Origin of the sequence: Syntrophus sp. (in: bacteria) (assembly GCF_040768185.1) — a bacterium.
Taxonomy (GTDB): domain Bacteria; phylum Desulfobacterota; class Syntrophia; order Syntrophales; family Syntrophaceae; genus Syntrophus; species Syntrophus buswellii.
The window spans coordinates 16,774-36,512 of sequence record NZ_JAXGNC010000016.1 but is presented as its reverse complement, the minus strand read 5'-3'; the positions used below and the strand labels follow the sequence as shown (position 1 = coordinate 36,512).

At 55.5% G+C, this 19,739-nt stretch carries 13 protein-coding genes and 1 tRNA gene; 10 read left to right on the top strand and 4 right to left on the bottom strand.

Features of this window, described 5'->3' with window-relative positions:
* Positions 1–50 precede the first annotated feature (50 nt).
* From AB3175_RS12825 to AB3175_RS12785, 9 genes are all read left to right on the top strand, one after another.
* Complete coding sequence (locus AB3175_RS12825; protein WP_367361339.1) at positions 51–470, top strand: DUF1844 domain-containing protein; 420 nt, start codon at positions 51–53, stop codon at positions 468–470.
* A gap of 5 nt (positions 471–475) precedes the next feature.
* Positions 476–1,312 carry a 4-(cytidine 5'-diphospho)-2-C-methyl-D-erythritol kinase gene (gene ispE / locus AB3175_RS12820; protein ID WP_367361358.1) on the top strand — a complete coding sequence of 279 codons (837 nt, stop codon included), beginning with the start codon at positions 476–478 and terminating at the stop codon, positions 1,310–1,312.
* Positions 1,313–1,426: 114 nt separating this feature from the next.
* Positions 1,427–1,501, top strand: a tRNA-Gln gene (locus AB3175_RS12815).
* Positions 1,502–1,534: 33 nt separating this feature from the next.
* Positions 1,535–2,476, top strand: coding sequence for a ribose-phosphate pyrophosphokinase (locus AB3175_RS12810; protein ID WP_367361338.1), 942 nt, complete (start codon positions 1,535–1,537; stop codon positions 2,474–2,476).
* Between the two features lie 12 nt (positions 2,477–2,488).
* Complete coding sequence (locus tag AB3175_RS12805) at positions 2,489–3,097, top strand: 50S ribosomal protein L25/general stress protein Ctc (RefSeq protein WP_367361337.1); 609 nt, start codon at positions 2,489–2,491, stop codon at positions 3,095–3,097.
* Positions 3,098–3,154: 57 nt separating this feature from the next.
* On the top strand, positions 3,155–3,745 hold the full coding sequence (gene pth, locus AB3175_RS12800) for an aminoacyl-tRNA hydrolase (protein ID WP_367361336.1): 591 nt from the start codon (positions 3,155–3,157) through the stop codon (positions 3,743–3,745).
* Entirely contained in the window at positions 3,745–6,186 is a 2,442-nt protein-coding gene (locus tag AB3175_RS12795; protein WP_367361335.1) for a sodium-translocating pyrophosphatase, read from the top strand. The genes pth and AB3175_RS12795 overlap by 1 nt, the downstream gene beginning before the upstream one ends.
* Before the next feature lie 296 nt (positions 6,187–6,482).
* Positions 6,483–8,549 (top strand): sodium-translocating pyrophosphatase, encoded by a 2,067-nt coding sequence (locus AB3175_RS12790; protein WP_367361334.1) that lies wholly within the window; start codon positions 6,483–6,485, stop codon positions 8,547–8,549.
* 302 nt (positions 8,550–8,851) lie between these two features.
* Positions 8,852–9,148: a hypothetical protein gene (locus tag AB3175_RS12785; protein WP_367361333.1), complete on the top strand. Its 297-nt coding sequence runs from the start codon at positions 8,852–8,854 to the stop codon at positions 9,146–9,148.
* 109 nt (positions 9,149–9,257) lie between these two features.
* Here AB3175_RS12785 and AB3175_RS12780 read toward each other — a convergent pair whose 3' ends face one another.
* From AB3175_RS12780 to AB3175_RS12770, 3 genes are all read right to left on the bottom strand, one after another.
* Positions 9,258–11,381, bottom strand: coding sequence for a sigma 54-interacting transcriptional regulator (locus AB3175_RS12780; protein WP_367361332.1), 2,124 nt, complete (start codon positions 11,379–11,381; stop codon positions 9,258–9,260).
* A 433-nt stretch (positions 11,382–11,814) separates the two neighbouring features.
* Positions 11,815–13,848 (bottom strand): elongation factor G, encoded by a 2,034-nt coding sequence (gene fusA, locus AB3175_RS12775; protein ID WP_367361331.1) that lies wholly within the window; start codon positions 13,846–13,848, stop codon positions 11,815–11,817.
* A 107-nt stretch (positions 13,849–13,955) separates the two neighbouring features.
* Positions 13,956–14,582 (bottom strand): GerMN domain-containing protein, encoded by a 627-nt coding sequence (locus AB3175_RS12770; RefSeq protein ID WP_367361330.1) that lies wholly within the window; start codon positions 14,580–14,582, stop codon positions 13,956–13,958.
* A 230-nt stretch (positions 14,583–14,812) separates the two neighbouring features.
* Between AB3175_RS12770 and AB3175_RS12765 the strand changes: the two genes are divergently transcribed.
* The gene (locus AB3175_RS12765; RefSeq protein ID WP_367361329.1) at positions 14,813–17,104 is read left to right on the top strand and encodes an ATPase, T2SS/T4P/T4SS family; all 2,292 of its coding nucleotides are present in this window, start codon (positions 14,813–14,815) and stop codon (positions 17,102–17,104) included.
* 9 nt (positions 17,105–17,113) lie between these two features.
* Here AB3175_RS12765 and mutS read toward each other — a convergent pair whose 3' ends face one another.
* Positions 17,114–19,732, bottom strand: coding sequence for a DNA mismatch repair protein MutS (mutS, locus tag AB3175_RS12760; RefSeq protein WP_367361357.1), 2,619 nt, complete (start codon positions 19,730–19,732; stop codon positions 17,114–17,116).
* Between the last annotated feature and the right edge of the window lie 7 nt (positions 19,733–19,739).

Below are 19,739 nucleotides of genomic sequence, written 5' to 3'. Positions count from 1 at the left end.
TCGAACGGAAGGGGGCTTTGCCTGAAAAAGCTTTTGCGCAGGAGGAGTTTATGGAAGAAGAAAAGCAGGAAAAATCATTTGTTGTAAAGGATAAGCGGATGTTCAGCGAATCCGGCGAGCAGCGTGCACAGGAAGAGCCGAAGCCGGAATCCCCCCCGAAGGCTTCAGGGGAACCCAAAACCGGGCCGTCCGGCCGTCAGCCCGAGGAAGAGGATTATTCGTCCCTCCCCGAGATTACGTTTCTGAACTTCATCCTCTCCCTGAGCACAACGGTCATGTTTCATTTCGGTGATTTTCCCGATCCCGTCTCGCGGGAAACCCAGAAAAATCTTCCTGCCGCCAAACAGACCATCGACATCCTGTCCATGCTCAAGGACAAGACGAAGGGCAATCTTGACGATCATGAAAAATCCCTGCTGGACGAGATTCTCTTCGAACTGAAAATGCGATACGTCAAAGAAACTTCCTGATCATGATGAGAAGATTATCGCCGGCGAAGGTGAATCTCCACCTCCGGGTATTGAGAAAAAGGCCGGACGGATATCACGACCTGGCCACATTGATGCAGAAAATCAGCCTCTACGACGAGCTGGAATTTTTTCCTTCGGACCGGGGCATTTCCCTGCGATGCCCCGGTGTCCCTCTGCCCGAAAATGAAGACAATATCGTTTTCCGGGCCGCAAAAGCAATTTTCTCCCGAGCCGGCTTCCGGCCGGGAGTCACCATCACCCTCCACAAAAACATCCCCCTGGCCGCGGGCCTCGGGGGCGGCAGCTCCAACGCCGCCATCACCCTCCTGGCCTTGAACGAACTCTTCCAGTTCAACTTCAGCAGCGAAGAATTGAGAGAACTCGGGGCGACCCTCGGAGCCGATGTCCCCTTCTTCCTCTTCCCCGGACCGGCCTGGGCCTTCGGCATCGGCGATCGCCTGGAGGCGGCGCGCGCCGTCCCCTCCTTCTGGTTTGTCCTCGTCAATCCCGGCTTCGAAGTCTCGACGAAGGTCATTTATCAAAACCTGAATTTAGGATTGACAAACGAAACAATACATTATAGCATTCCGCGGTTTTTGACCAGAGAAGACGTGGCTGCAGGGCTTCACAACGATCTTGAGCGCGTGACCTTGAAGATGCATCCGTCCCTGGGGGAGATCAAGGAGCTGCTTCTTTTGAACGGTGCGGCAGGCTCTCTGATGTCCGGCAGCGGACCGACGGTTTTTGGCCTGTTTGATTCTGAAGACAAGGCAGAAAAAGCAAAATCCGTGCTGAAAAAGTCAAGTTCGTGGTCTGTTTTCCTCTGCCACTCGGTCGATTGAAGGCTTTTCATCACGACGATTCGTCAGCGGGGCTTTTACCGAATCCGGATCAGAGGCGATCCAAAGGGAGCAAGGCGAAAGGCGGCGGACAACCTGGGCTTAACGAACATCAGTTGGGGCGTCGTCAAGCGGTAAGACACAAGATTTTGGTTCTTGCATACGGAGGTTCGAATCCTCCCGCCCCAGCCAGTTCTCAATTACTATTCCATCAGGACGTATTTCATGCTCGAAAGAATAAAGGTTTTTACAGGCAACGCGACCCCCGATCTGGCCGCCAAGATCTGCGACCGCCTGGGGATTCCCCTGGGTAAGGCCAACGTAACCACCTTCAGTGACGGAGAGACAAGGGTGGAGATCAATGAAAATGTCCGTGGTATGGACATTTTCATCATTCAGTCTACCTGTACCCCCGTCAATGTCACGTTGATGGAACTGCTGATCATGATTGACGCCCTGAAAAGGGCTTCGGCAGGCCGCATCACGGCGGTCATTCCCTATTACGGATATGCCAGGCAGGACCGCAAAGTCGCCCCCCGAGCGCCCATATCGGCTAAGCTCGTGGCGGACCTGATTACGACGGCGGGAGCGAACCGCGTGTTATCCCTCGATCTTCACGCCGGGCAGATCCAGGGATTTTTCAACATCCCCGTCGACAATCTCTTTGCCTTGCCCGTTCTTCTTTCCTACCTCAAGGAGCATTACTCGAACAACCTGGTGATCGTTTCCCCCGACGCCGGCGGCGTCGAGCGTGTCCGGGCCTTTGCCCGCCGCCTGGACGCCAGCATCGCCATCATCGACAAGCGCAGGGAAGGCCCCAATGAAGCGCAGGTGATGAATATCGTGGGATCCGTGGAAGGGAAGAACGTGGTCATTCTTGATGACATGATCGATACGGCCGGTACCGTCGTCCAGGCGACAAAGGCCCTTCGCCACGCCGGGGCGAATGAAATTTCGGTATGCTGCACCCATCCCGTCCTTTCCGGACCGGCGATGGACAGAATCGAAAGTGCGGAAATCCGGGAAGTCATTGTTACGGATACCATTCCCCTGCAGGAAAGGGCGAAGGCATGCGGCCGGATCAGCGTCCTCTCCGTCGCCGGCCTGCTCAGCGAGGCCGTTCGGAGAATTTATTATAACGATTCCGTAAGTTCACTTTTTATATAGTAGGAGGAGTAGATGGAAGCGCTTGAGTTGAAAGCCACCGTACGCGCGCAGTCCGGCACAGGATCGGCGAAGCGGTTACGGCGAAAAGGATTGATCCCTGCAGTTTTATACGGTCCCGGAGCAGAGACCCTGTCGTTGACGGTAAACGCTTCCGATCTCAGGAAGGTAAGAAAAGGCCATGAAGACAACCTCTTCATCAAACTTCTTATCGACGATGCGGGGAAACAGGCGGAAAGAACCTCTCTGATCAAGGAGATTCAGATTGAACCTCTGACGAACAGTGTTTTTCATGCGGATTTTTACGCAATCCGAATGGATCACAAGATCACCTTCGATGTTCCTCTCCATTATGTCGGTCAGCCCGCGGGAATTGAAAAAGGTGGAGAGTTGCAGCAGCTCCGCAGAGAGGTCCGGGTCTCCTGCCTGCCTTCGGCCCTACCGGAATTTATTTCGCTGGACATTGCCGGCCTCGATGTGGGCGAATCCATCCTCGTGAAGGATCTCTGCCTGCCGGAAGGCATTCTGTGTGTCGACGCGGAGGATATCGCGCTGGTCACGATAACGGCGCTCCATGCCGCCAGGCCGGAAGCGTCGGAGCAGACGGAAGAGGCTTCCTCGTAAGGCTGCCTGCCTGGAGCAGGAGGCCCTTCTCGAACACTGCGTCGCTGTGAGGTGGTTTTGAAGCTGATTGTTGGACTTGGAAACCCGGGCGACCAATACCGGTTTAGCCGGCACAATTTCGGATTTCTCGTGCTGGATCAGCTGGCGGAAGATCAGGAAATCAGAATTTCGCAATTCGGGTTTGATGCCTTATGGGGAAAGGGAATTATTGCAGGACAAAGCGTTTTGCTTGCCAAACCCCAGACGTTCATGAATCTGAGTGGGAAATCCGTCAGGAAACTGGCGGATTTTTTTAAGATTGTCGTTGAAGATGTTCTTGTCGTACATGATGATTTGGATCTGCCTTTCGGTACCATCCGACTCAAGGCAGGGGGAGGTCAGGGAGGTCACAAAGGGTTGATATCCATTCATGACTCCCTGGGTGGACCGGAATTCCAACGGGTCAGACTGGGAATTGGAAAACCGGCCCGGAGATCGGCGGTTGAACGCTATGTTCTTCAGCCGTTCACCGAGATCGAATCGCGTCATCTGCCCAAAATGATCAGAACAGCGGCCGATGCGGTCATTGAGGTGATTTCCTCAGGGATCAAGGCGGCGATGAACAGCTACAACGGTTTGGTTATCAACGACTTAATACAGGAGGTTTAATGATGTTTAAGGGAAAACTGGGTTTTTTGTCTTTTTTCATCATAAGCGCCATACTATTCGTATTGGCGCCGATGGCCTTCGCAGGTGAAGCGGATATTGAGCTGCCGGATCTGACCGCGGTAGTCTTCAATATTTTCGGCTCTCCTGTGGGGGGATTAACGATTCTTAACGTTGGTCTTGTTGTCTGCATTATTGGAATGGCCTTCGGGTTGATGCAGTATACACAGACCAAAAGCCTGCCCGCCCACAAGAGCATGCTGGACGTCTCCAACACCATCTGGGAAACCTGCAAAACGTACGTTATTCAGCAGGGAAAATTCCTGGCCGCTCTCTGGATTCTTATCGCTGCCTGCATTCTTTATTATTTTGTTGGACTCCAGGGCAAGGGCATGGGTGATGTTTCCATGATTCTCGCCGCTTCCATTCTGGGTATCCTTGGTTCCTACGGCGTGGCCTGGTTCGGCATCCGGATCAACACCGTTGCCAATTCCCGGGCGGCCTTTGCATCCCTCAGCGGAAAGCCCCTCAATATCGTGGACATCTGCCTGAGATCCGGAATGAGTGTCGGCCTTGTGCTGGTCAGCATCGAACTCTTCTTCATGCTTGCCATCCTTGCCTATATTCCGCCGGCGTTGATCGGCCCCTGCTTCATCGGCTTCGCCATCGGTGAATCCCTCGGCGCAAGCGCCCTGAGAATCTGCGGTGGTATCTTCACCAAGATCGCCGATATCGGCTCCGATCTCATGAAGATCATTTTTCATCTTCCCGAAGACGATCCGAAGAATCCGGGCGTTATCGCCGACTGTACCGGCGACAATGCCGGCGACAGTGTCGGACCCACGGCAGACGGATTTGAGACCTACGGTGTTACCGGTGTTGCCCTGGTCACCTTCCTCGCCCTGGCCATGGCCGGAAACCCGGAAATGGGCGGCAAGCTGGTGATCTGGATCTTCGCCATGCGTATCATGATGGTCATCACGTCCCTCATTTCTTATTTTGTGAACAATGCCGTCAGTGCTTCGCTCTTTGGCGACAAAAAAGAATTTGACTTTGAGCATCCCCTGACCAACCTGGTCTGGATTACATCCATCGTCTCCATCGCGATCACCTTCTTTGCCAGCCACGCCCTCCTGGCGGATGTCCCGCCCGTAGGCGGCATCTCGCTCTGGCTCGCACTTTCCATTATCATCAGTTGCGGCACCATTGCCGGTGCATTGATTCCGGAACTGACCAAGGTGTTCACCAGCACCAGTTCCCGGCACTGTGCCGAGGTTATCGATGCCTCCCGCCAGGGTGGTCCTTCGCTGAACATCCTCTCCGGACTGGTAGCCGGTAACTTCTCCGCCTTCTGGGAAGGCTTGGCGATTCTGGTCCTGATGCTGATTGCCTATCTGGTCTCCCAGAGCGCATCCATTATGACGCTCATGCCTGAAGCCTTCCAGTTTGCCGCTCCTGTCTTTGCCTTCGGTCTGGTGGCCTTCGGGTTCCTGGGCATGGGTCCTGTAACGATTGCCGTTGACAGTTTCGGACCGGTATCGGATAACGCCCAGTCCATTTATGAGCTTTCCAGAATTGAAGTGCGCCCAGATGCAAAGGAAGTTGTGAAAAAGGCTTATGGAAAGGAACCGGATTTCGCCCTGGCAAAACATTTTCTGGAATCCTGCGACGGCGCCGGAAATACCTTTAAGGCGACAGCCAAGCCGGTGCTGATCGGTACAGCCGTCGTCGGCGCCACCACCATGGTCTTCGGCATCATCATCCTGCTTGAAAACCTTTTCGGCGGCGCTATTGCCAAGTTAAGCCTTGTTCAGCCGGAAATCATCCTTGGCCTGCTCATGGGCGGCGCCGTCATCTACTGGTTCTGCGGAGCCTCAACCCAGGCCGTCGTGACCGGCGCCTATCGCGCGGTCGTGTTCATTAAAGAAAACATCAATCTCGACAAAGAGGAAGCCGACATCAAGGACAGCAAGGAAATCGTGAAGATCTGTACGATTTATGCCCAGAAGGGTATGGTCAACATCTTCATCGTCATCTTCTTTATGGCCCTGGCGCTTTCCTTCTTTAATCCCTACTTCTTCATCGGTTATCTGATCGGTATCGCCTTCTTCGGTCTGTACCAGGCCATCTTCATGGCCAATGCCGGTGGGTGCTGGGACAACGCCAAGAAGATCGTTGAAGTCGACCTGGCGGAAAAGAATACCCCCCTGCATGAAGCCAGCGTCGTTGGTGACACCGTCGGCGATCCCTTCAAGGATACCTCATCCGTCTCCTTGAACCCGGTCATCAAATTCACGACCCTGTTCGGTCTTCTGGCCACGGAAATCGCCGTCACAATGACCAACCAAGGCCTCAAGCTTGGATTGGCGTCGGTGTTTTTCGTCATCGCCCTGATTTTCGTCTATCGATCCTTCTACGGGATGAGGATCGCGGAAAAGGGTTAAGTTTCACGTCACCTTATCATTCTGCAGGCGCTCCCTCATCCCCTGGATTCGGGAGCGCCTTTTTTTGTGGCTTATTGTCACCAATGAATTCTTTTTCATTGACACAACATTATAATTCACCTATTCTCCCACCGCAAAAAGGAATTGGCGGGTGAACTTCCCTTAAGGCCCGTATTTACGGCTTGTTAAGAGATTCTGGTGATTCATTTGGTTGCGTCCGTTGTTTTCGGCACCAGCGAACGGATGCGATGCAAAAATCATAAATACTTTTGTCAGGAGGTATAAGAAACGGGATTATGGAATTTTTAGTCAACTACGCGTGGTTATGGGGTCTCCTCGGACTGGTGCTGGCGTTTTTTATTTACAAATACGTCATGTCCTTTCCGCCGGGAGACAAGGTCATGGTGGAGATCATGGAGCGCATTCATGCGGGCGCCATGGTCTTCCTCAAGAGGGAATATAAGATCATCTCCGTATTTATCGTCGTCGTATTCGTCCTTCTCTACATGGGTCTGGATCACAAGATGACCTCCGTGGCCTTCCTGGCCGGGGCCATCTGCTCCCTGATGGCGGGTGTCTTCGGCATGCAGGCGGCGACCCTCTCCAATGCGAGGACAGCGGAAGCGGCCAAGACGCACGGACAGGCGACAGCCCTGACGGTGGCCTTCTTCGGCGGGTCCGTCATGGGCCTTTCCGTGGCCTCCCTCGGTCTGCTCGGTTTGGGCGTCTTCTTCATGCTCTTCGCCGGAACCGATCCTGGAGTCATCAACGGGTTTGCCATGGGCGCCTCTTCCATCGCCCTCTTCGCCCGTGTCGGCGGCGGCATCTTCACCAAGACGGCCGATGTGGGCTCCGACCTGGTCGGTAAGGTCGAGGCGGGAATTCCCGAGGACGACCCGAGAAACCCGGGCGTCACGGCGGACAACGTCGGCGACAACGTCGGCGACATCGCCGGAATGGGTGCGGACCTCTTTGAATCCTATGTCGGATCCGTCGTCGCGGCCATCGCCATCGGCGCCACGATGGGGCTGGGCGTGGAAGGAATGGCGATGAAATGGATGATGCTGCCCATGCTCTTCATCATTGTCGGTTTGGCCTCCTCGGTCATCGGCATCGGGCTGTTCAATATGCTCAAGAACATGAGCCCCCAGTCCGCCCTGAGCAACGGCCTCTATATCGCAGGGGTCCTCTTCATCGCTTCCTCTTACTTTGTCGTCAAGACGATCACGGCGGACATGACTCCCGAATATCTGCAGAGCCTGGGCATCCGTGGTCCCCTCGGACCCTTCTGGGCCGTTCTGATGGGAATTGTCGCGGGGATGCTCATCGGTGCCGTCACGGAATACTACACGGCCCGCAAACCGATCCGCCGAATCGCCGAAGCCTCACAGACCGGATCGGCCACCACGATCATCAGCGGGTTTGCCGTTGGTCTCGAGAGCGTGGCGCTCCCTGTGTTCTTCATCGCCATGGCGATCTGGCTGTCCTACCTTTCCTGCGGTCTTTACGGAATCGCCATCGCCGGCGTCGGCATGCTGGGAACCGTTGGAATGACCATGTCCGTGGACAGCTACGGGCCGATTTCCGATAACGCCGGCGGCATCGCCGAACAGGCCCACATGCCGCCCCATGTCCGTGAAATCACCGATGGCCTTGACGCGGTGGGCAACACCACGGCCGCCATCGGCAAAGGCTTCGCCATCGGTTCGGCGGCCCTTACGGCCCTGGCCATGTTCGCCGCCGTCAGCCAGACGATGAAGACCTACCCCGGTTTTGAAAATTTCGCTCTCGACCTGACGGAGGCGCATGTCATCACCGGCTTGTTCCTCGGCGCCTTGATCCCCTGCCTGCTGGCAGCCATGACGATGACGGCCGTCGGTGAGGCCGCCTTTGACATGATCAACGAAATCCGCCGTCAGTTCCGGGAGATTCCCGGCATCATGGCGGGAACGACGCCCCCCGACACGAACAGCTGCGTGGATATCGCCACCACCGCCGCCCTGAAGCGCATGATCCTTCCCGGAATTGCGGCTGTCATCAGCCCCGTCCTGGTGGGCATCTTCATCGGGCCCGAGGCTCTGGGAGGTTTCCTCGCCGGCGCCACGCTGACGGGCGTGATCCTGGGCCTTCTCATGGCCAATGCCGGCGGCGCCTGGGACAATGCGAAGAAATACATCGAGCAGGGCAATTTCGGCGGCAAAGGCTCCGACGCGCACAAGGCGGGCGTTGTGGGCGACACCGTCGGCGACCCCTTCAAGGATACGTCAGGTCCCGCGATGAACATCCTCATCAAGTTGATGTCCGTCGTTTCTCTCGTGACCCTGCCGGCGATCATTGCCATCTACCACATGATCTACGGTTAATTTACGAAGGCATTTCATAAGCTGACAAAGGGGGGATGCGGTCTGCCGCATCCCCCTCTTTTTTTGCCGGAGAATAGCATAGGCGGAGAACCCGGCTCTGAAAAATCCTTCCTCAGAAATGACCCGGTATTTTTGCCACATCATGAATTGACAGGATCTCAACTATCCTCTAAAATATGTTGAAATCCCCATAAAAGGATGAGGGGTAACAGAGGTCGTATGCCAGGCCGGGAAATTCTAATCCGGCGAAGAGGGTTTCAGGTTCATTCTGTCTTTTTTCAGCTTTAGAAAGGAGGAAAACCATGAAGTCAGCGATTATCTTCAGCGGCACAGGTCCCATTCTCATTCTGACAACTTATGAATCATTGACCAACCCGGCCTTTGTCAAGAAGCTGGCAGCGAAAGGCATCAACAAATTTGTCGCCATCGAGCTTCCCGTTGAAAGAGTGAAATCCGTATATACCGGCACTTTCGACATCATCATGGAAGATCTCCACCAGACCGACGATTTGAGGGTGCTCGACTATAACGGGCACAACATCTTCAACGCCTTTTCCGTCAAGGAATGGGGTCCGGCCATCCGGTTTGAACCGGATTGAAAAAGCTCCCCTGTTTCGAGCGGATCGCTTTCAAAAAAAGGCCGGCTGGAATTCCAGCCGGCCTTTGCTTTCTCGGCAGCAACACCCGATAAAGACGGCTCTTTTTGGTTCAGGAAAGGCCGCTTTTCTTCTGCTCCCGTATCAGTTTGTAACGCGATATGTTGAGGAGCCTGGCCGCCTCCGTTTTTTTGCCGCGGCTCAGTTCCAAAGCCTTTTCCAGGATTTTGCCCTTGACGTTCCTGGTAATCTCTTCCGTCATCGTCGTGTAATCGATGCCTCCCGAGGTCAGATCGGGAAGGAACGTATCCAGAGAAATCCGGTAGTCGCCCCCCTCTTCGGTTGCCCGCATCTCCGCGGGAAGATTTTCAGGCAGGATGGTCGTACCGACATTCTGCAGAATCATGACACGCTCCATGATGTTTTTCAACTCCCGGACATTGCCCGCCCAGCGATAGGCCAGGAGGATCTGTTCCGCCTCTTTGCTGAAGCCCCTGACCTTTTTCCGGAATTTCCTGTTGAATTCCTCGACATAGTGATGGGCCAGCAGCAGGATATCCGTCCCCCTCTCCCTCAAGGGCGGCAGGACAACGGGAACAACGCTGATCCGATAGTAGAGATCCTCGCGGAAGAGGCCTTCCTTCACCATCCTGCTGAGATCCCTGTTGGTGGAAAAAACGAAGCGGACATCCAGGGGGATGTTCTCCGTCCCGCCCAGGCGCCGGAGATGCCCCTCCTCCAGGACGCGCAGAAACTTGGCTTGCAGGGGAAAGCTCATGTCTCCGATTTCATCGAGGAGCATCGTGCCCCCGTTGGCATAATCCAGCAGACCGATCTTTTTCTTCCGGGCGTCGGTAAAGGCCCCCGCCTCGTACCCAAAAAGTTCGCTTTCCAGAAGCGTCCCGGGAATGGCGGCGCAATTGACATCCACAAAGGCCTTGGAGTTTCGGTTGCTCTGCCGGTGAATGGCGCGGGCAATCAGCTCCTTTCCCGTACCGCTTTCCCCCTGGATCAGAACCGGGGTGTTGTGGCCGGCGACTTCCTTGATCACATGAAAGATGCCGTCCATCTTGGTGGATGTCCCGATGATGTTGTCGAAGCCCAGCAGGGAATCCTCGCGCTCCTTGAGCTTCTCCACCTCCGTTTTCAGGGATCTTGCTTCCCGGGACAAAAGGGAATGCATGATGGCGTTGTCATAGGCCGTACAGGCATTCTTTACCAGGATGTCCAGGACATTGACCTGATCCTCCGTATAGCGGTTCCTCTCCTTCGCAAGATAAAGCGCCCCCCGGAACTTGTCGCCGATACGCAGCGGAATGGCCAGTTCCGAATCGAACCCGTCGAATATCGGGATGAAGCCGTCTTCGGCAAAGGGGGGCTGCTTGACAATGATGGCATTGGAGGCGATGGCCTCGGGAATGATGCTCGGTTCAATCCGTGCATTCCGGAGCTGCTCCTCTTCGGTGGTCACCTGATCCCCATCATGAATCAGGAAACGGTTCTTTTTGTCGTCGATGATATAAAACATGGCCTTGGAGGCGGAGGCAATGTCCATCGCGGCCGTGGTCAGGACTTCCCGGATGTGATTGTCCAGCACATAACTGGAATTCATCTCCGATACCGCCTTCCCCAGAACGGTCAGCTGGTGGATCTTCTCGGCGTTGTTCTCGAAGAGCTGCGCATTGTGGATGATGATGCTCATCTGGTTGGCAAAGGTCAGAAACATGTCCATCATCTCCGGGAAAAAGCTTTTTCTCTGGCGGCACCACGTTGCCGTAATCCCGAAGACCTCGTTGCCGATCTTCAGGGGTGCGCAGAAGATGGACCCCCGGTCGTTGATTCTGGTCAGGAGGCGATCCGTGTCCGTCATGCGCGGGTCCGTGGATACATCCTCGATCACCATCGCCTTTCCCGTTTTATAGACCTTGGAGGCGACGCAGTCATCTGCCAGATTGATGGCCGCGGCAAAGGCCCGCTTTGCTTCCTCCGCCTTGTAATTCTTGACAACGCGCGTCTTCAGGAACTGCTGGGAATCGTCGCAGGTTCGAATAATCCCCTGGTCAAATCCCAGGGCGTCGACGACATCATCGAGAATCTTCTGCATGATTTCTCCGACGCTCGACGGATTGGTGAGCAGGGAAGTGATCCGCAGGAGGGTCTTCAACAGTTTATCCTTATCCTCCAGAGGCATCGATGATGTTAACAGGACATCCACGTTTCGTGATGTTGTTACCATGACAATGATTCCTCCCCCTGTTCGATTCAAGAATGACATGGACTTGAAACCGCCCGGCGCATCCGTTCCAATGCGTTTTGACCGCCAAAGGATATCATGATGTCCATCAGAATTCCAAAAAACTTTCACCCCGACTTCCCCTGGGGGGGTCCTCCGCCGGCAGACCGGCTCCCGTGCCGTCCACCATGACCGCCCCCGGGGGATCCTAGTGGATGGCTGACCGAACGACAATCCCAGGCGGAAGCCGATTGGAACGCCCTGACATTTTTTTCGGGGACCTTCTTGGGTTTTCTTTGGATCGGGAAGACGGTTTTCCCGGGGGGATGTACAGGAATCAGCCCGGGGGATGGGGTTCCCCTGGGGACAAGTGCCGGCAGAGGTGCTGATTTCTCATGACGGATGACGGAAGGCGGGATGTGAAAAACCGGCGGCGCTAGCCCTGATCGTAGGCGAAGAACTGCATCGTGAACACCGCCCTGCCCTGGGTCGCAGAGCGGAGGTCCGTGGAATAACCGAAGAGGGCCTTCAAGGGAACCCGGGCGCGAATTTCGGATATCGCTCCCTTGGGCGTGATTTCCTGGACCTCCCCTCTTCGGGCGTTGATGTCACCGATCACCTCCCCCATGAACTCGGCCGGGGTGATCACACTGACCATCATGACGGGTTCGAGCAGCAGGGGATCGGCCTTGTTGAATCCGTCCCTCAATGCGGAAGCCGCTGCAATTTTATAACCGATGGGCGAGGATTCGCCTTCCTTGATCGTGAGCCCGGCAACGCTCACCCGAATGTCCACAAGAGGATAGCCGGCGATCACGCCGCTTTGAACCGCCTCCGATATCCCCTCTTCCGTGGCCCGGACATATTCCGCGGGCAGTGCGTCCGTTTCGGGAATCCAGTCCGTTTCAACGCCCGCTCCGCGTTCCAGCGGCTCCAGGATCAGGCGGACATGGCCGAAATGCTTCTTGTCGCCCAGCTCTCTTTCGAAATGCCCCTCACTTTCAACTTTTTTCCTGATAGTCTCCCGGTAGACCACTCGGGGTTTTCCCACGTTGACCTGGGTGTGAAACTCCCGGCTCAACCGGTCGATAATGACATCCAGGTGCAGCTCTCCCATCCCGGATATCACCGTTTGCGCCGTTTCATCGTCGTATTTCACCCGGAGCGTCGGATCTTCATCCATCAGTTTCTGCAAAGCCAGCGACAATTTTTCCTGATCGGCGGGTGTCTTTGCTTCAATGGCCTGCGAAATGACGGGCTCATAGAATTCCATGGATTCGAGCAGGATGGGATGCGCCTCGTCGCAGATCGTATCGCCGGTCGCAGTTTCCTTCAACCCCATCACCGAGACGATGTCCCCGGCCCCGGCCTGCTCCAGGCGTTCACGCTTGTTGGCGTGCATCTTGAGAAGCCGGGAGGCCTTTTCCTTCCTGTTCTTGCTGGCGTTGTAAAGCTCCTCGCCCGTTTTTATCTGCCCCGAATAAATCCGCAGATAGGTCAGCTTCCGGCCTTCATCCTGCATCACCTTGAAGGCCAGGGCGGCCAGCGGCTCCTTCGTGCTGCTGATTCTCGTCAATTCCTCCTTCGTGACCGGATGGATTCCCGAAACGGGGGGGACATCCTCCGGGGAAGGCAGAAAATCGACCACGGCATCGAGCAGCGGCTGGATGCCCTTATTTTTCAAAGCGGTGCCGCACAGGACGGGAACGAGCCTGACGGCCAGGGTGGCCTTGCGGATTGCCGCATGCAGCTCCTTTTGCGATATTTCCTCCCCTCCCAGGTACTTTTCCGCGATGTCGTCATCGAATTCCGCCACCGATTCCAGCATTCGTTCCCGCTGCAGCTCCACTTCCGGCATCAGATCGCCGGGAATTTCGATCGCTTCGTAATGCGCCCCCTTGGAGCTGTCGTCCCAGATGACACACTTTTCTGAAATCAGGTCCACGATCCCCTGGAACTTTTCTTCCTGACCCCAGGGAATCTGGATGGGGAGGGGAACGGCGCTGAAGCGCTCCTTCATCATCTCGATGACCCGGAAGAAATCCGCACCGACCCGGTCCATCTTGTTCACGAAGGCGATCTTGGGAACACCGTACTTGTCGGCCTGGTGCCAGACGGTTTCAGACTGCGGCTCCACACCCGCCACGGCATCGAACACGATGACGGCCCCGTCCAGTACGCGGAGGCTGCGCTCCACTTCAATGGTGAAATCCACATGGCCCGGCGTGTCGATGATATGAATTTCGGAGTTTTTCCAATTGCACGTTGTCACGGCCGACGTGATGGTGATCCCCCGCTCCTGCTCCTGAGGCATCCAGTCCATCACGGCCTCTCCGTCATGGACCTCTCCGATCTTGTATGACTTCCCCGTATAGTAGAGGATCCGCTCGCTGACCGTTGTCTTGCCGGCATCGATGTGAGCGATAATCCCGATATTTCGAATTCTTGAAAGTTTGGATGTGGGAGGCATCGAAGCACCATTATTTTTTCATGGATCCGGCCCCGCCTTCAGGCAGGTGGAAGGATTTCTGAAAACAGTCTCTGTCGTGAAGTTATCCCAGCTTGAACGGCAAGCTGTTACTGACCCTTTACGTCCTGCGCCAGGTATTCCCTGTTGAAGCTGAAGGGCTGCTTCAGGCTGATGTGCCCTTTGAGCGAATCCACTTCCTGGCCCTCGATCAGAATTTTTACCGCCTTGATTTCAGGAATATTGGCCGTGAGAGAATTGGTCAGGGAATACACGGTAGCCATTTCGCTGGCGCTCCCTCCCGGATGGTCCTGGACGAGATTTTTGCTGAAGCTGACAAAGATTGTGGAATTCGCTTCAATCTTTGCGCTCTTGAGTGCCACTTCCGGAGGGAAGGTGTTCACCTTACCGGTTTTGGATCCATCCAGCAGGGCCCTTACAATTTCCTCCGCCTGCTGAACGGGGGATCCCATTTTAGGAATCAACCGCTTTTCCGACACGAGAAAACGTTCATTGGCATCGGAAAAGTACAGAACGACCGACTGCTTCTCTTTCGATCCCTTCTGATCCGTCCGGCCTCCGATCGGCGGATAGATCACATTAAAAAGCGTCACAAAAAAGAAAATCAGGAATCCGACAACGGCAAGTCCAATTATTGCAAGAATCAGCTTCTGAGTGCCCTTTTTCTTCTTCCTGTTCTTGAGCTCTGTGATACGCTTCTGCTTTTTTGTAGCCATAACCGGTAATACCCCGCTGTAACGAAAAAGTTGCCACAATCTAAGGTATTTTCAATACAGTGTCAAGGGAAGAACCGTCGGAACGGATTTCAGGGAACAGGCAGGAGACCGGTAGAAGAACAGCAGGAATTAATCACATCTATGCATTATTCTATGTGCTTTGAGCCGATGGATTGATCCATCTTCATGGATGCGGATGCGATTCAAGACTTGACGGTGGGAATAAAATCATGCAGGAAGCCCTGACAAAAAATTCACAAATCTCCGAACTCGAAAAAAAACTTCTCCTGCGGAAAAAAATGCAGGACATCACCAACCAGATTCACGCCGCCCAGAATATAAAACAGATCCTTGTCGACCTGAAAGAGGCCATCCTGAATCTCTTCGATGCCTTTTCCATTACGATCTACGTCGTCGACCGCCTGAGGAACCAGATCTTTTCCCTGCTGCTTGCCGGGGCCCAGATCCGGGAAATACGGGTGCCCATCAACAACAAAAGCATCTCCGGGTATGTGGCCAACAACGGGAAGACCGTCAACATCGCCGATGCCTACGACGCTTCGGAGCTGAAGCGGATCGATCCCGAGCTGAGCTTCGACATGAGCTGGGACAAGAAGACAGGCTTCCGCACCCGGCAGATTCTCTGCGCCCCCATCTTCCACACCGGCAATCTCACCGGTGTCATCCAGATCCTGAACAAGAAGGGAAAGGGGAACTTCTCCGAGGAGGAAGAGGGATTTGTCCAGGAAATCGCCGAAGTGCTCGGCGTCGCCTTCTTCAACCAGGAGCGCTATGCCCGGCGGCGGAAGACCCGCTACGATTATCTCATCAGCAGGGACCTGCTGAAGGAAGAGGAGCTGGACAGCGCTCTGGAGGAATCCCGGGAACAGAAAGAACCGATGGAATCCTTCCTCATGAAAAAATACGGCATTTCCAAGGAGGACATCGGGAAGTCGCTGGAGGAATTCTATCGCTGCCAATTCATCAAGTTCGATGACAAATTCCCGATCCCCGGCGATCTGCTGAAAAATCTCAAGCGGGAATACCTGCTTCGGGAACTGTGGGTTCCCCTGAACAAGATAGACGGAAACATCCAGGTGATCGTCGATGACCCGAACAACATCATCAAGCGGGACATGATCGAAAGCCTTCTGAAAACCAAGGCTGTAAAGTACGACGTCGCTCTTCCCGAAGACATCATTCGCTACATCAACCATTTTTTCCAGAGCCCCTCCAGCGAGTCCTCCTTTGCCGAGCTTCTCGGCAAGCTGGACGAAGATGAAGAAAGCCCCGATGAAGACGGTGATGTCGTTTCCGAATCGGACAGCGTGATCATGCAGCTGGTCAACAAGATCATCAATGACGCCTATAACCGCCGCTCTTCCGATATTCATGTCGAACCGAACGTGACCAAAAAAAACGTGCAGATCCGCTTCCGCATCGATGGCGACTGCGGCCTCTATCAGACCGTTCCCTTCAGCTACCGTGCGGCGCTGGTGTCCCGGATCAAGATCATGTCGAACCTGGACATCACCGTCAAGCGGATCCCCCAGGACGGGAAAATAAAATTCCGGAATTCGAGCGGGGAAGAGATTGAACTCCGCGTGGCCACCATCCCCACGCAGGGCGGCGTGGAAGACGTCGTCATGCGTATCCTCGCCAAGGGGGAAACGATGCCCCTCGAAGCCATGGGGATGCTTGAGCGCAATTACCAGGAAATGCTCAAGATCCTGGAGAAGCCCTACGGCATGATCCTCGTCGTCGGCCCCACGGGATCGGGAAAGACCACCACGCTCCATGCGGCACTTCACCACATCAACACCCCGGAGCGGAAGATCTGGACGGCTGAAGATCCCGTCGAAATCACCCAGTACGGGCTGCGGCAGGTCCAGGTTCAGCCGAAGATAGGCTTTGATTTCGCGGCGGCCATGCGCGCCTTTCTCCGGGCCGACCCGGACGTGATCATGGTGGGGGAAATGAGGGATTTCGAAACGGCCAAGACGGGCGTCGAAGCCTCCCTGACCGGGCACCTCGTTTTCAGCACCCTGCACACCAACAGCGCCCCGGAAACCATTACCCGGCTGCTCGACATGGGAATAGATCCGCTGAACTTCGCCGATGCCCTGCTGGGCATCCTGGCTCAGCGCCTGGTCCGGACGCTATGCAAAAAATGCAAGGAGGCCTACCACCCCACGCGCCGGGAATACGACGATCTGGCCGAGAGTTACGGGCTGGAAGATTTCGCCAGGCTCAATGTCCCCTATACGGATGATTTCATGCTCTATCGTCCGAAGGGGTGCGATGCCTGCGACCGAACGGGCTACAAGGGGCGGATGGGCATTCATGAATTGCTGATCGGCTCCGATTCGATCAAACGGCTGGTCCAGAAGCACGCCGACATTGAATCGCTGAGAAATGCGGCCATCTCGGAAGGGATGACGACCCTGCTCCAGGATGGCATCCAGAAGGCAATCCAGGGTCTCACCGACTTCCGACAGGTCCGAAGGGTCTGCATCAAATAGGGAAGCGGTTCAGTTTTCCTTCAGCCGCTCCTGCCAGCTCCGAAGGAGGTCCAGGGCATCCAGGGGCGCCAGGGAGGACAGGTTCAATGCCGAAAGCTCTTCGACAACCCGTTCCTTTTCGCTCATGAAAAGATTCAGCTGCCCGGGGTTGCGGACTTTCTTTTTCCTGCTCCGGGCAATTTTGGGCATGCCCACTTCATCCATTTCCCCGATTTCCAGGTTGTCGAGAATTTCCCTGGCACGGCTGATCACTTCGTCCGGAACGCCTGCAATCCGCGCAACCTGGATTCCGTAACTCCGGTTCGTTCCGCCGGGAACAATCTTCCTCAAAAAGATGATCCGGTCACCCCACTCCTTGACGGCGATATTGAAATTCCTGAATCCCGTTCCCGCCACGGCCAGTTCGGTGAGCTGATGGTAGTGGGTCGCGAAGAGAGTGCGGGCCCCGATGCTTTTTTGGTCGTGGAGGTATTCCGCCACGGCCCATGCGATGCTGAGGCCGTCGAAGGTGCTGGTCCCCCGCCCCACCTCATCCAGGATCACCAGGCTCCGCCTGGTGGCATTACGAAGGATCTGCGCCACCTCGTTCATCTCCACCATGAAGGTGCTCTGGCCTCGGATCAGGCTGTCCGCCGCTCCGATTCGCGTGAAGATCCGGTCCACCACCCCGATCCTTGCCCTGGATGCCGGCACGAAACTCCCCATCTGCGCCATGAGAACAATGAGCGCAACCTGTCGGATATACGTGGATTTACCCGCCATATTGGGGCCGGTAATCACCAGGAATCGGTTCAGCTCCGTATCCAGAACAAGGTCGTTGGGAACGAAGCCATCCTTGAGGGGCATCCGCTCCACAACGGGATGCCTTCCCACGTCGATCTCAATCCGGTCCTCCCGGTCCACGGAAGGGCAGCAGTATCCGTACTTGTCGGCGACTTCCGCCAGGGAGGCCAGGGCATCCAGGGAAGCCAGCCAGGATGCCGTTTCCTGAATTCCGGGGATGTCCGCTGCCGCGGTATCCCGCACGGCGGAAAAGAGGTCGTATTCGCGCTCCCGGCATCGAGACTCCGCATTGAGAACGGCCGTTTCATACTCCTTGAGCTCCTGGTTGATGTAACGCTCCGCATTGACGAGGGTCTGTTTTCTCACGTACTCTTCCGGCGCATTGGCCGCGTTGGCCTTGGAAATCTCGATGTAATACCCGAAGACGTTGTTGAATCCCACCTTGAGAGACGCAATGCCCGTCCGCTTTCGCTCCTTTTCCTCGAGCGCAGCGATCCACCTTCTCCCGTCCCGCATCATGGAGGACAGGCGGTCCCGCTCCTCGTCGTAGCCGTCCTTGATGAGCCCCCCTTCCCGGAGGGTGAGCGGCGGGGAGTCGCAGATCGCCCGTTCAAGAAGGTCATGCAGATCGGGCAGTTCATCGATGCCCAGGAAAATTCTTTCCAGCAGCGGGGAGGTTTTGTCGGCAAGAAGGCTTTTAAGGCCGGGAAGACTGCTCAATGAGTTTTTCAGGGCGATGAGATCGCGGGCGTTGGCGACCCCCAGAGAAATTCTTCCCGCCAGGCGCTCCATGTCATAAATCCCGGAGAGGGTTCGGCGCAGGTTTTCCCGGAAAAGATGGTTTTCCCGTATTTCCGCTACGGCCGCCAGCCTTTCCCGGATTTTCTCCGGATCGACAAGGGGATAGTTGAGCCACCAGCGAAGGCGGCGCCCCCCCATGGCGGTCATCGTTTCATCGAGGATGGAAAACAGGGAGCCGGAGGTCCGATTGTCCTGGATGGTTCTGAACAGTTCAAGGTTCCGCTTCGCCGTCTCGTCGAGCAGGAGATAATCCTTTGTCGAGTACCACTGAAGCCGGCGGATGTGCTGGAGGGTATTCTTCTGGGTCTCCTCCACGTATCGAAGAATGGCGCCTGCCGCTCCAACCACCGCCGGATGGCCCTTCAGGCCTGAACGCTCAAGGATGTTCTCCGGAACGGCGGATGAAAGACGCCTCCAGGCCTCGTCCTGATCAAAATACTCCCCGGGCATTTCATCCAGGCGGCAGACGGGTTCTCTCCCGGAAAAGAACCTGGAAAAACCGCTCCTCCGGAGATCCTCGGGAAGGAGGATTTCCCGGAATTCAAGGGCGGCCATCTCCGCCTCAAAAAACTGCGGATCCTGGAAATCGCTGACCAGGAATTCCCCGGTGGAAATATCGAGAAAGGCCAGCCCGATGGAAGAGCCCAGGGGATTAACCGCCGCGAGGAAGTTGTTTTCCTTGGCATGAAGGTTTTCGGCATCCACGACCAGGCCGGGGGTGACAATGCGGATGACCTCCCGCTTGACAACCCCCTTGGCAAGTTTCGGGTCCTCGATCTGTTCGCAGATCGCCACCTTGAGCCCCTTTTCAATGAGCTTCGGGATGTAGGTGGACAAGGCATGGTAGGGAAAGCCGCACAGGGGGATGCTGTCTTCCTTCCCCTTGTTTCGTGACGTGAGGGTGATTTCAAGAATCTCAGAGGCGGTTACGGCATCTTCAAAAAAGATTTCATAAAAATCTCCCATGCGGAAAAGAACGATGCAGTCGGGATGTCTGCTCTTCACTTCCACATACTGCCGCATTGCCGGGGTCAAACTGGTCATGTCCACG

What these genes read in the sequence shown, in the direction of transcription:
- AB3175_RS12825 (WP_367361339.1), top strand. Translation starts at nt 51, where the DNA reads ATGGAAGAAGAAAAGCAGGAAAAATCATTTGTTGTAAAGGATAAGCGG.
- ispE (WP_367361358.1), top strand. Translation starts at nt 476, where the DNA reads ATGAGAAGATTATCGCCGGCGAAGGTGAATCTCCACCTCCGGGTATTG.
- AB3175_RS12810 (WP_367361338.1), top strand. Translation starts at nt 1,535, where the DNA reads ATGCTCGAAAGAATAAAGGTTTTTACAGGCAACGCGACCCCCGATCTG.
- AB3175_RS12805 (WP_367361337.1), top strand. Translation starts at nt 2,489, where the DNA reads ATGGAAGCGCTTGAGTTGAAAGCCACCGTACGCGCGCAGTCCGGCACA.
- AB3175_RS12795 (WP_367361335.1), top strand. Translation starts at nt 3,745, where the DNA reads ATGATGTTTAAGGGAAAACTGGGTTTTTTGTCTTTTTTCATCATAAGC.
- AB3175_RS12790 (WP_367361334.1), top strand. Translation starts at nt 6,483, where the DNA reads ATGGAATTTTTAGTCAACTACGCGTGGTTATGGGGTCTCCTCGGACTG.
- AB3175_RS12785 (WP_367361333.1), top strand. Translation starts at nt 8,852, where the DNA reads ATGAAGTCAGCGATTATCTTCAGCGGCACAGGTCCCATTCTCATTCTG.
- AB3175_RS12780 (WP_367361332.1), bottom strand. Translation starts at nt 11,381, where the DNA reads ATGGTAACAACATCACGAAACGTGGATGTCCTGTTAACATCATCGATG.
- fusA (WP_367361331.1), bottom strand. Translation starts at nt 13,848, where the DNA reads ATGCCTCCCACATCCAAACTTTCAAGAATTCGAAATATCGGGATTATC.
- AB3175_RS12770 (WP_367361330.1), bottom strand. Translation starts at nt 14,582, where the DNA reads ATGGCTACAAAAAAGCAGAAGCGTATCACAGAGCTCAAGAACAGGAAG.
- AB3175_RS12765 (WP_367361329.1), top strand. Translation starts at nt 14,813, where the DNA reads ATGCAGGAAGCCCTGACAAAAAATTCACAAATCTCCGAACTCGAAAAA.
- mutS (WP_367361357.1), bottom strand. Translation starts at nt 19,732, where the DNA reads ATGACCAGTTTGACCCCGGCAATGCGGCAGTATGTGGAAGTGAAGAGC.